Here is an 11,847-nt window from a genome sequence, read left to right as displayed (position 1 = left end):
TTTTTGGACCCGGTTGAGAAACCGAGGAGGATTTGATGCAGGCAACAGAAACGTCGCGGGTCGCAATCGTTACGGGTGGCGCCGGCGGCCTGGGTTTTCCGATTGCTGCCCGCCTGGCGGCAAAGGGACACAGGGTCGCGATATGGGACATCGACGGCGAACGCGCCGAAGCGGCGGCCGCGAAACTGCCGAATGCGAAGGGTTATGCGGTTGATGTGACCGATCCGGCGGCGGTTGCCGCAGCGACCGCGAAAGTCGTCACGGACCTTGGGCCACTCGGGATTCTTATTACCTGCGCAGGCCACAACGGCCCCTTGAAGGAATTTGCGGAATACCCGATCGACGGCTGGCGCTTCGTCATGTCGCTCAATCTCGACGCGGTATTCCATTGCTGCCAGGCGGCAGTCCGGGAAATGCTCAAGACCGGCTACGGCCGCATCGTCAACATGGCGTCCATTGCCGGCAAGGAAGGCAACCCGAATGCGGTGGCCTACTCGGCGTCAAAGGCGGGGGTAATCGGTCTGACGAAATCGATCGGCAAGGAACTGGCGCCGACACAGATCCGTGTGAATTGCGTAACGCCTGCAGCGATCGAAACCGAAATGCTCGAGCAGTTGACCCCCGAATTCAGGGCTTATGTCACGTCCAAGATTCCTGTCGGGCGGCTTGGCCGGGCGGAAGAGGTCGCTTCACTGGTGACCTGGCTCGCTTCGGAAGAGTGCTCATTCTCGACCGGCGCCGTTTTCGACGTATCCGGCGGCCGCGCAACCTACTGAGGCTTTCCGTGCATAATCACCATAAACTCTCGCTCGCCTATCTCACCGTTCAGGGCTGCCCGCCGGTCGAGCTCGTCACATGCGCGGCCGCTGCCGGTTATGACGCCGCCAGCCTGCGACTCATCGCGCCGCACGGGCTCAGCCTCGCTCACCCGATCGTCGGCAATAAACCGTTGATCCGGGAAATTCAGAAGACGGCGGCGGATCTTGGAATATCCTTTCTCGACGGGGAAGTGTTCACGCTCTTGCCGGAAACGGATGTGGGCAACTGGCTGCCGATCATCGAGACGGCAGCGGAATTCGGCATGCCGCTCATGCAGATCACCTGTGAGGATCCGGAGCTCTCTCGCGCCGCGGACAATCTGGGACGTATCGCCGACGCAGCCTCCGAACACGGCATCAAGATGGCAATCGAGTTCATGCGCTGGCGCTCCACCGCAACCATCGAGGATGCCGCGCGACTGGCAAACGCCTCGGGGCGCGGCAATGTCGGCATCCTGCTCGACGCACTGCATCTGTCACGATCCGGCGGCAGTCCTGCCGCAGTCGCCGCCCTGCCACCGGACCTCATTCTGTATCTTCAACTCTGCGATGCGCCTATGCGGCAACCGATCGACAATGCCGGTTGTATTGACGAAGCCCGCAATGCAAGGATGATGCCCGGCGATGGCGGACTGTGGCTGAAAGAGCTCATGGCCACGCTTCCGAAAGATATTACGATCAGCGTCGAGACGCCCCACAGGGGCGACGCCATGCTGAGCTTCCAGGAGAAGGCCAAGAGCGGCATGGCTGCCACCCGCGAATTTCTGGCCTCGCTGCCGGCCTGAAGGAGGCCTTGAGTACTGCAGCGCTTCCAATAATCTGCGACCTGCGGCATGGAGGGGAGCTATTGGGGGATGGCGTGCCGTTATTGCAAGTCCTCCGGCTCAGCGGCCGGGGGTGTTTGATCCAAAACCTTGAAATGAAACCAGGCAGGCTTCAGGGAGACGTTACGAAGTGGATCCTAGACCACGAGGCTCATTGACAGCGCGCGTGACCGAGCGCTTGCGCCGGGCTATTCTCGACGGCGAGCTGGAACTTGGCGACGCCTTGTCGGAAGACAAGCTCGCAACCATCCTTGGTGTCAGCCGCAGCCCGGTTCGAGAGGCATTCACGGCGCTCGAACAGCAGGGCCTGATCGATATCCGGCCTCAGCGCGGCAGCTTTGTTTTCCTGCCAACAAACGAAGACACCAACAATCTTTGCGAATTCCGTCGGATGATCGAGCTGGAATCGATGCGCCTCGCCATGCAGCGAAAACGCGGCGAAACACTCGCCGCGATGAAGGCCGCGGCGCAAGACATGCAGGCAGCCATCGAATCGGGAGACAACCTTCGAAGTGCCGGTGCCGACACGGAATTCCACGCCGTTGCGATCGAGAACAGCGGCAATCCCTATCTGATCAATGCCTATCGGCTTGTGTCGGGAAAGGTGGCGGCTCTGCGCTCGCACAGATCGACGCTACCGACCCGCGAACAGGCAAGTGCAGAACACTTTGCGATCATCGCGAAACTGGAAACCGGCGATCTCGATGGCGCTCTGGATGCGCTTGGCACCCATATCCTGAAAATGGCGGAACGCTACAGTCTCGAACCCGCCCCTACCCGTGTCGGCGCGACAAGAAGCGGTCGGGCGTCTCGTAACGCGTCCCTGGATCACATAGGACCGCTACCCGATTGAAATGCCCCCGTTCTTCCTTGCTTGGGGCAGGCATCCGGGCAGGCGTCTATCGCCCGATCCTGTTCCAGCCGCGCGCACTATCTCCAAAAGCCGTATATCCCTCCCGGGTTACGGCAACCGTGTCCTCCAGCTTGATGAAGCCGAGGCGGGGATGTTGCCAGGTGGTCTCGATCGACAGGACCATGCCAGCCAGAAGCGGCTGCGCCCGGTGCGGCGCTGGATAAGGGACCGGACCATTGTCCAGAAGCCGCGGCGCCTCGTGCGGGATGAGGCCCATACCGTGGGCCACGAAACTCAGGCGGCCTTCGCGCGGTTTCGCTACCAAAGCCTCTGTCGCCGCGAAAATTTCCGAGCCGATCGCTCCGGCCCGGATCGCACGACGCGCGGCTTGCTGTATTTCATCGATTGCAGCGAGTGAATCGTCCAGCTCGCCGGACGGATTTCCGACAATGCCCATCCGGCAAAGATCGCCTATATATCCGCGATAGTTGCCTCCCGAATCCAGCGAGATGACGTCGCCGTCAGCGATGACCTGACCCGATGGCGCGCGGTTCATGTCCTTGCCAGCCGTTATCAGGCAATATTCGAAGCTCAAGCCACGCCGAACTTCTTCTCGGCGCAGAATTTCCACGACCTCCTGCTTCGTCTGACCGGGTTCGATCTTAGAAAAGGTCGCCACCATCGCATCGACCACTCCTTCCGACGCAATCTTCAAATAGCCAAGTTCGGTTGAGGATTTTACCGCCCGCAGCTCTTCCAGCACAGTGGTGCAATCCGATATGAGAGCCTTAGGCAGCGACGCTTGCAGAACTTCGAACGAATTGGCCGGCAGAAATGCGGATTCAATGCCGATAGAGGCGGCGGCAAGATCTTTTGCGGCGATATGTTCGAGCCCGAATTGGATCGTATCCACCGATCCGCGCGCCCGCAGATCAAGATGATCCGGCCAAAGGCTGCCGAGCTCCCGTTCATAACTCTCGTTGGGATTGCCGATATAGGCGACCAGATCGGGGCGCCCCTTCGGATAAACCATGACCGGAAGATAGCGGCTGAGGCCCGTCGCATCCATGTAGTCGAACATGAAGAAGCGGTAGCCGCCCAGCAGATATTGAACATTGTGCTTCGACGTTACCAGGAGGACATCGAGGCCTCGTTCCTCCATGAGCCGATCGAGCAAATCCGTATCGAATGGCGCTGACGTTGCCGGATGCCGCTTCATACCCTCGCTCCCCTTTGCCTCGCCCTTAACAGCGCAAAGACATCGTGTTGGAGCTTCAGGCGCTCGACAATGCTTCTGCATGGGCCGCGATCACCAGTTTCTTGCGACTGCCCCGCCTTATTGACATACAGTACCTCAGTTTGCAATTGTTAGCCGGCTCCGGGATATCAGCGTTGGAGCCATGGAGAGTTGTAAAATGAATGTTCGTGGAGACTGTTGGGAATGTGGACATTGTCCCCTTCCCCGCTGTGACCCGCGAAGCTTGAAGGAGCCCGAAATGAAGGCGCTTGTTTACCTCGGGAAGGGTAGTATGAACTATCGCGAGGTGGCCGATCCTCAACCCGAGCCGGGCGAAGCCGTCGTAAATGTCGTCGCCTGCGGCATCTGCGGTTCGGACATGCATGGGTATCACGGCCATGATCCACGCCGGGTTCCCCCGATGATCATGGGTCATGAAATCGCCGGAGTGGTGGAGACCGGAGCGATGGCCGGCACCCGCGTCACCATAAACCCTCTTTTGACCTGCAGGAACTGCAACGCCTGCCTCTCCGGCTATCCGCAACTGTGCGAGGAGCAGCGCAATATAGGGCTGCCGCCGCATGCCGGCGGCTTCGCTGAAAAGGTCGTCGTGCGGGAGACCAATCTCGTCCCGATACCGGACGACATGGACTTCAAGACCGCAGCGCTGAGCGAGCCGGTAGCCGTTGCCTACCATGCCGTTCAACTGGCGGCCCGCAGGCTGGATCGTCCTCTTTCAGCCCTGCGCATCGCCGTCCTGGGCGCAGGCGCCATCGGGCTGGCCACCGCGCTGGTGGCTGTTTCCCAAGGTGCTCACCGGGTCTGGCTTGGCGAGACGAGCGCCAACCGGCGCGCGACCGCAGCGGCCGCGCATGGATACATAAAGCCATATGAACCGGGCAGCCCAAATGATCCCGGACCTGCATCCGCCGATCTTGTTTTCGATGCCGTCGGCGCCAGAGCGACACGCGAAGCGGCTTTCCAAATGGTGCGGCGTGGCGGAACCATCGTCCATCTCGGATTATTGCCCGGATCCGAAGGTGTCGACGTGCGCCGGATGACACTCCAAGAAATCGCCTTCGTCGGCTCCTATTGCTATTCGATGACGGATTTCCGTGAAACGGTGGCTCTGCTCTCCGCAGGCCGGCTCGCCCCCCTGAACTGGGTCGAGACAAGACCGATGTCGGAAGGCGCGCTTGCATTCGAGGATATCGATCTCGGGCGCGCGAGTGCCGCAAAACTCGTCCTGACCACGTGAGAGGGGATTTCGCGCGCGTCTTATCATCCAGGGGAATTCCGTGTAACCGTGACACACCTGTTCATTTCAGATACGAGCGCTTATGGGCGACTTTGACGGCGTGAAGGCCAACAAGAATATCAATCCGATGAAGAAGAACCCGATTCAGCCGCAATCGCTGGCAGCAATCGTGGCCGACCGACTGAAATCCTCCATTCTCAGCCGGCAGCTTGCGCTTGGAGAAGCTCTATCGGAGGAAAAGATCGCTTCCGCCATGGAAGTCAGCCGCACGCCCGTACGGGAGGCGCTGACCCTGCTGCAGTTGCAGGGCCTGATCACGATCCTGCCGCGCCGCGGCAGTTTCGTCTTCAAGCCGGATCGCCGGACGCTGCATGATCTGGTGGAATATCGCCTGCATCTCGAGCTTCTCGTCGCCGGCTGGGCAACCGAACGGGCGCCGGAGGCTTTGCACGCGTCCCTGATGGAGGCACTTGCCGCCATGGAGAAAAGCCGCGCGGAGGACGACGCGCTGGCCTATGCCACAGCAGATACGCAATTCCACGACGCCTTCTTCATCCACTGCGCGAACCCCTTCTTCGTCGAAGCCTACGATATCGCCGCGGGGCGCATTGCAGCGCTGCGTTCGCACCTTTCGGGACAGCTCGGCCTGCACCGGCAAAAGACGTTTCAAGAACATCAGGACATGGCTGAAGCGGTAAAACGCCAGGACGTCGATCTGCTGCACAAGCTGCTCCGACAGCACATCGAAGCCATGGAGCCGAATTATGCAAGCGCGCTGGAAATATTGCAGCCGTAATCCTGTATCGGTTCCGCGAGGAAAGCCTAGCCGTTTGAAGGTACGCCGCGCGTCACTCCGGAAGACCGGCCTTGCGGCAGCCATCGACGAAGTGCTCGAGTGTCGCAGCGTCGCGGAACGGCTCGGTCGCGGCCCAGTGGCGGATCGTGAAATGCGGGTTGGAGACGAGGAACAGCTCGGCCTCTGCATGCGCCTCGCCGAGCCGGCCGAGCTGCGCGAGGCTTGCCGCCAGAAAACGGCGTGAGCTTGTCCGATAGGTCTCGTCCCTGCGCAGTGTCTCGACAGCCGCTTCGTATTGGCCGGCCGCATATTGCGCCTGCCCAAGCGTCAGATAATACCAGCTTGCCGGAAATGGGTTCAGCCGGAACGCCTTGGCGATATGCTCAAGGCCTTCCCCCACCCGTCCGGCCAGAACCGCGATGTCGGACAACGCCGCCCAGGCGTCGGCCTCGTTGGGATCGAGCTCAATCGCCTTTGCGAATTCCCCATCCGCCTCGGCGAAGCTGCGGTCGTAGGCAAGCAGGTAAGCCAGGACCCAGCGACAACCGGCATCGTTCGGATCGATCGTTACCGCCTTGCGCGCCAGTTCCAGGGCAACGTTCCGGGTCGTTTCCGTTGGTCCGCCGGAATGTATCCATCCCATCCAGTGGTTCAGGGCAAGCCAGCGATAGGCCTCGGCATATTCCGGATCGAGCGCAACCGCGCGCGTGAGCATCAGATGCGCTTCCCGCGCCGCCTGCGGTGAATCATCCATCAGCTTTCGCGCCCCCACGCAGAGATCGTAAGCCTCGATATTCTTGGGCCGATTACGCGGCGGCGGTGCGCGCAGCCGGCCGAGCAGCGCCTCGACGATCTTGGCCGTCACCTCGTCCTGAACGGCAAAGATATCCTCGAGGCTGCGATCGAAGCGTTCCGCCCACAGGTGCTCGCCGCTCATCGCATCGACCAGTTGGGCATTGATGCGCACGCGCCCTGCGGCGCGTCTTGCGCTCCCCTCCAAAAGGTAGCGCACACCAAGCTCCTCAGCGATCGCGCGCACATTCACCGCCCTCTCCTTGTAGGCAAAGGCCGAGTTGCGCGCGATGACGAAGAGGCCGGAGATCCTGGAGAGGTCCGTGATCAGATCTTCCGTCAATCCGTCCGCGAAGGATTCCTGTTCCGGGTCGTTGCTGAGATTCACGAAGGGCAGCACGGCTATCGATGGTTTGTCGGGCAGCGGCAAGGGTTTGCGCCTGGCGCCACCGAGTTGTTCGACGGCGCCCGTGAAGCGGTAGCCGACACGCGGGACCGTAACGATCCATTCACCGCCCCCATCACCGGCCGGGCCAAGCAGCTTGCGCAGCTGCGAGATCTGGACGGTGAGATTGCCTTCCTCGACGGCCATGCCCGGCCACGCCGCGTCCATCAGCTCGGCCTTGCCCAGGATTTCCCCGGGCCGGCCGACGAGCGCCGCAAGCAGCTTCAGCCCGCGGTGACCAACGGCAACGGGATCGTCGTTCCGAAGCAGCGTTCCCGCACCCGGATCAAGCACGAACGGACCAAAGGCAAAGCGCGATCCCTGCATGCGGCGCATCTATAATCCGTTTGGAAGTCTTTGAGAACTTTTTGGAAGGGCTTAATGACGACGCCGTTGGTATCCTGCAGAATTCATCCTCTTTCAGGTCGAGGGCTCCCAGATCCTCGGACATATCGAGGTTGCCATGAACGATACTCCTCCCACGGAGCCGACCGAAATGCCGGGCCGGCATTTACACGGCACGACATCACTGCGACAGGATCGAATCCCATGGGCCGCTATGGCGGGCATCATTGCGACCGTCATGGTGTTCGCCCTGGCACAGGGGCTCACCTATCCGCTGCTCAGCTTCATCCTGGAGCGGCAGGGGGCGACGCCCGGCCTGATCGGCCTGTCGGCGGCGATGACGCCGCTGGGGTTCATCGTATCCGCGCCCTTCATTCCGGCAATGGCGCTGCGCGTGGGCGGGGGGCGGCTTGCCATCCTGTGTTCGCTCCTTGCGGCACTCACCCTGACCGCGATTGCCTTCATGCAGGACGTCTGGGCCTGGATGCCGCTGCGCTTCCTGCTCGGCTTCTTCGCCAATCCGCTTTACGTGATCAGCGAAACCTGGCTGATCACGATCACGCCCGCGCCGCGCCGGGGCCGCATCATGGGCCTTTATTCGTCGATCGTTTCGGGCGGCTTCGCTCTCGGCCCGCTGTCGCTTGGCCTCACCGGCACTGAGGGGTGGCCGCCCTTCATGATCGGCATCGCGGCCTTCCTTCTCTGCGGCCTGATCGTGGCTGCGGTCGTGCCACGCCTGCCCAAAATGCCGCATGAAGGCGAGGCAACATCGCTCCGCGGCTTCTTCGCGCTGGCGCCGCTCCTCTTGTTTTCGGTTTTCACGGCCGCCGCCTTCGAGCAGATCCTGCTTTCCCTGTTCGCGGTCTATGGCGCGACACTCGGCAGCGCCGAGGGGCGCATCGCTTCGCTCATCACCTGTTTCATCGCGGGCAATGCCGCGCTGCAGATCTTGCTCGGGCGCGTGGCCGAACAGTTCGGCTCGACCCGAACCATGTTGTCCTGCGCTCTAGTGTCGCTGGCCGGCTGCTTGGCTCTGCCGGCGATCTTCAACACCTGGCTCATCTGGCCGCTCGTTTTCGTCTGGGGCGGGGCCTCGTTCGGGATCTACACCATGGCGTTGATCCAACTCGGCGAACGTTTCACCGGTCGAGCCTTGATCGCCGGTAACGCGGCCTTCGCGTTCGTATGGGGCATCGGCGGCATCGTGGGCTCGCCCGCGGCAGGACTGGCGATGCAACTGATCGGACATCAGGGGCTGCCTTTGTGCCTTGGCCTGCTGTGCTCTCTTTTGATGGGGTTTCTGATGGTGGAGAGGCGGCGGGGCTGATCGAGCACCTGTCCCCGGGCGTCCATATCATACCAGCTCCTCTCTCGCGTTTGAGGACACGGAAGACAAAGCAGATGCAATGCGGGCGAGCCTCCACACGGCTATTTGGGGAGGCAGTGCTTCTCAATGTCCTTTGCCGCGAATGCCGCGGCTCGCCGCCATGCCTCGTCCGTATCGCCGCGGTAACTTAGGAAACGATCACAGGTCGGCTTGTTGCTGGCCAGGTCCAGCACGGCGAATTTTACTCCGCCGACCAGCGTGCTCAATTTCTGGACCTCGCCGATCAGCAGGTATCCGGCGCCGACATTTCTTGCTTGGACGGACAGCGTTTCCAGTCCGGCAGTTCCTGCCGTGCATTTGCCGGCCCCGCAGGTCAATGGGACAACGTTCATCCGTCTGCTGGCCGAAAGGCTCTCCTGAAGCGTAGTTCCCAACGCTTTCAGCCGCTTTGCGTGCTCGGCACTTTGGTCTTTGACCTCTCCCGAGGTATCTCTGAAGTCGAAATCGGTGATCGCCAAAGTCATCGGCTCTGCGGCACCGGCCAAACCGGAGGATGTGCCTGCGGCGGCGACGGCGAGCATCATGAAAAGCCCGCTATATGCGGAAAAACGGTCCGATCCGAGTGCGCCTGGGCATCGCATTCTCCGCATTTTCTCCTCCCGGCCAGAACAATAGCAGCCGGGACGCTAAGGGCCAATACACCGTTTCTTCATGCGTGAAGCAAACGAAAGCAACCCAGCCTGGCTGCCCTCCATCATCGATCGCCCCTAAAGATTTCGGTGAGGCGAGGCGTGAATATGGTGGATATTTTCCGGGGCCTTGGGCAAGCTCTTCGAGAGCGAACAAGAAGAAGCCCGAGGAATATGAGTTCGAAACCCTACGATCCCGCCGAAGAAGGCGCGGAGATGTCCTTTCGCGAGCAGATGTCCTATTCGGACTATCTGCATCTCGAAGACGTGCTCGGCGCCCAAAAACCGATTTCCGGCGCACATGACGAACTGCTGTTCATCATCCAGCATCAGACCTCCGAGCTCTGGATGAAGCTCGCGATCCACGAGATCACCTCGGCGATGGCTGCGATCCGCAATGACGATCCCCAGCCGGCCTTCAAGATGCTGACGCGCGTCGCCCGCATCTTCGAGCAGCTCAACAATGCCTGGGATGTGCTGCGAACCATGACGCCCAGCGAATATACCGAGTTCCGTGGCCTGCTCGGCAAGTCCTCGGGCTTTCAGTCCTATCAATATCGGGCGATCGAATTCCTCGCCGGCAACCGCAATCTCGCCATGCTCGGGCCGCATGGGCACCGGCCGGAAATCCTCGTCATGCTGGAGGACATCCTTGCCCGCCCGAGCCTCTATGACGAGGCGCTGCTGCTGCTTTCCCGGCGCGGCTTCGATATCGGCGCCGATGCCACACGAACCGATTGGCGCGCAACGCGTAACGAAAACCCGAAAGTGCTGGAGGCCTGGCGGGCCGTCTACAGCATCCCCGGCAAGCATTGGGAGCTTTATGAGCTTGCCGAAAAGCTCGTCGATTTCGAGGATTATTTTCGACGCTGGCGCTTCAACCATGTCACCACGGTCGAACGCGTCATCGGCTTCAAGCGCGGCACCGGCGGCACGTCCGGCACGCAATATCTGAAGAAGATGCTGGAAGTGGAGCTGTTTCCCGAGCTCTGGCGGGTGCGCACCGTTCTGTAGACCTGCCTCCTTGCGCTTAGCCGACTTGTCGCTAACTCCCGCAGAGCGCTCGCACGTTCAACAATCCCCAGCCGTAGATCGCGTCCTTGCCGGGTGCGCCCATGTCTTCGGCGCTCCGCATCAGCTCCGCCTCGATCTCGCGCGACGTGAGTTCCGGCCGGGCAGCGAGCATGACGGCGGCGGCGGCCGTGACGAATGGGGCCGCAAACGACGTGCCGCTCTTCTGCCGCCCGCCGGAAATGGATGCGGCAGTCCACACGCCGACGCCCGGCGCGGCGATATCGATATGCACCCCGCGTCCGGCCCGGCGATAGGGTTTTCGCGCCCGGTCGACGGCGGTCACCGCGATCACGTCTTCATAGGCGGCCGGATAGACCGGCTTGGCGTTCGGCCCGTCATTGCCGGCGGCGGCGACGAGGGTCGCTCCCTGCCCGATTGCCGCTTTCACCGCCTGTTCGAGCAGCAGGTTCGGCGGGCCTGTGAGGCTGAGATTGATCACCTTGATGCCGCGCCGGGTCAAAAGATCGAGGGCGCGCACCAGGTCGTAGACATTGGCGATGTCGGCCGCATTGCCGAAACGGCGGAAGGCATCGACCGCCACCAGTTCCGAAGCCGGCAGAAGCCCCGGCGCCCGGCTGCCGGTCGAACCGACCAGAAGGGCTGCCACCGCCGTGCCGTGCTGCTCGCCGGACCGCGGCAGCGCCTCATCGCTCAGGCGGATGACCTCGATGCGGGCAGCAGCGAGTGCCGCATGATCCGCGTTGATGGCCGTGTCGATGAGGCCGATCCGCTGCGGTGCAGCGCAGGTGTCGCGGCCGGCCTCGATCGGCCAGCCCACCATGTGACGCACCAGCGCGCAACGGCCATTGCCGCAGGCGGAGGAGCTCTCCTGCTCCGGCTGATAGAAATGGTTGAAATCCACTGCGGCGTCCGGCGCTTCGGCCGCTATCGCCTGACGGGCCGCGTCGAGCGTCATGCCTGATGGGATGGTCAACCGCACCAGCTCGCCGGCCGTCAGGGCAACCGGCAATCGGTCGTCGACAGTGAAGCCCGCCTGGGTGAGGCTCGTGATGCTCGCCTCGTCGAGGCCGACCGCAACGATCTCGTTCGGGGCCCGGTCCGGGATCCTGGCCGGGCGGGGCGGCGGCGCGCGGCGCGATTCCCGCCATGGCCACCGGAACAGCCTGCGGATATCGCCGCGCCGGTCGTCGCCATAGTTGCCGCCATCCCGACCGCCGCGGCCTCCGCCGTCATCGTCATCCCCTCCTCCATCGTCGTCTCCGCCGTCATCGTCGTCATCGGCATAAGCGATGGAAATGCCCGGCAGGACACCAGCATACCGTGGCGCCGGTAGCAGAAGACCCGCGACGAGAACCAGGCAAAGGAGCATAGCCAGACGGCGGGCATGTCTTGCAGCTAAGTACCGCATTCTCCATCTCCGATAGAAAA

Annotated in this window: 11 protein-coding genes; 7 read left to right on the top strand and 4 right to left on the bottom strand. The window is 62.0% G+C overall.

The genetic code is table 11. The annotated features are described in order from the left end of the window. Positions 1-35 precede the first annotated feature (35 nt). The 3 genes from ACMGE0_RS14920 (at position 36) to ACMGE0_RS14910 (ending at position 2,495) form a co-directional block, all read left to right on the top strand. The gene (locus ACMGE0_RS14920) at positions 36-776 is read left to right on the top strand and encodes an SDR family NAD(P)-dependent oxidoreductase (protein ID WP_436816646.1); all 741 of its coding nucleotides are present in this window, start codon (positions 36-38) and stop codon (positions 774-776) included. Between the two features lie 8 nt (positions 777-784). After that, positions 785-1,603, top strand: a complete 819-nt coding sequence (locus ACMGE0_RS14915; RefSeq protein WP_436816645.1) for a sugar phosphate isomerase/epimerase family protein — start codon at positions 785-787, stop codon at positions 1,601-1,603. Positions 1,604-1,796: 193 nt separating this feature from the next. Further along, complete coding sequence (locus ACMGE0_RS14910; RefSeq protein WP_436816644.1) at positions 1,797-2,495, top strand: GntR family transcriptional regulator; 699 nt, start codon at positions 1,797-1,799, stop codon at positions 2,493-2,495. A 46-nt stretch (positions 2,496-2,541) separates the two neighbouring features. Here ACMGE0_RS14910 and ACMGE0_RS14905 read toward each other — a convergent pair whose 3' ends face one another. Then, positions 2,542-3,657, bottom strand: a complete 1,116-nt coding sequence (locus ACMGE0_RS14905; protein ID WP_436816737.1) for a M24 family metallopeptidase — start codon at positions 3,655-3,657, stop codon at positions 2,542-2,544. Positions 3,658-3,991: 334 nt separating this feature from the next. On the opposite strand from ACMGE0_RS14905, the gene ACMGE0_RS14900 reads away from it, so the two are divergent. Together ACMGE0_RS14900 and ACMGE0_RS14895 are read left to right on the top strand one after the other, a co-directional pair. Further along, positions 3,992-4,990: a zinc-dependent alcohol dehydrogenase gene (locus ACMGE0_RS14900; protein WP_436816643.1), complete on the top strand. Its 999-nt coding sequence runs from the start codon at positions 3,992-3,994 to the stop codon at positions 4,988-4,990. 82 nt (positions 4,991-5,072) lie between these two features. Next, positions 5,073-5,786, top strand: coding sequence for a GntR family transcriptional regulator (locus tag ACMGE0_RS14895; RefSeq protein WP_436816642.1), 714 nt, complete (start codon positions 5,073-5,075; stop codon positions 5,784-5,786). A 52-nt stretch (positions 5,787-5,838) separates the two neighbouring features. Here ACMGE0_RS14895 and ACMGE0_RS14890 read toward each other — a convergent pair whose 3' ends face one another. After that, complete coding sequence (locus tag ACMGE0_RS14890) at positions 5,839-7,350, bottom strand: winged helix-turn-helix domain-containing tetratricopeptide repeat protein (RefSeq protein ID WP_436816736.1); 1,512 nt, start codon at positions 7,348-7,350, stop codon at positions 5,839-5,841. A 169-nt stretch (positions 7,351-7,519) separates the two neighbouring features. Here ACMGE0_RS14890 and ACMGE0_RS14885 point away from each other — a divergent pair, with 169 nt between their 5' ends. After that, positions 7,520-8,695 carry an MFS transporter gene (locus tag ACMGE0_RS14885; protein WP_436816735.1) on the top strand — a complete coding sequence of 392 codons (1,176 nt, stop codon included), beginning with the start codon at positions 7,520-7,522 and terminating at the stop codon, positions 8,693-8,695. Between the two features lie 101 nt (positions 8,696-8,796). On the opposite strand, the gene ACMGE0_RS14880 is transcribed toward ACMGE0_RS14885, so the two are convergent. Further along, complete coding sequence (locus tag ACMGE0_RS14880; RefSeq protein WP_436816641.1) at positions 8,797-9,279, bottom strand: DUF2380 domain-containing protein; 483 nt, start codon at positions 9,277-9,279, stop codon at positions 8,797-8,799. Between the two features lie 279 nt (positions 9,280-9,558). Here ACMGE0_RS14880 and kynA point away from each other — a divergent pair, with 279 nt between their 5' ends. Then, on the top strand, positions 9,559-10,398 hold the full coding sequence (gene kynA / locus ACMGE0_RS14875; RefSeq protein WP_436816640.1) for a tryptophan 2,3-dioxygenase: 840 nt from the start codon (positions 9,559-9,561) through the stop codon (positions 10,396-10,398). A 31-nt stretch (positions 10,399-10,429) separates the two neighbouring features. On the opposite strand, the gene ACMGE0_RS14870 is transcribed toward kynA, so the two are convergent. Continuing rightward, the gene (locus ACMGE0_RS14870; protein WP_436816639.1) at positions 10,430-11,827 is read right to left on the bottom strand and encodes a S8 family serine peptidase; all 1,398 of its coding nucleotides are present in this window, start codon (positions 11,825-11,827) and stop codon (positions 10,430-10,432) included. Positions 11,828-11,847: the final 20 nt, after the last annotated feature.

Source organism: Neorhizobium descurainiae, from assembly GCF_051400715.1.
GTDB lineage: Bacteria > Pseudomonadota > Alphaproteobacteria > Rhizobiales > Rhizobiaceae > Neorhizobium.
Note: the sequence above shows the minus strand (reverse complement) of the source record. Positions and strands in the feature narration are given on the sequence as shown.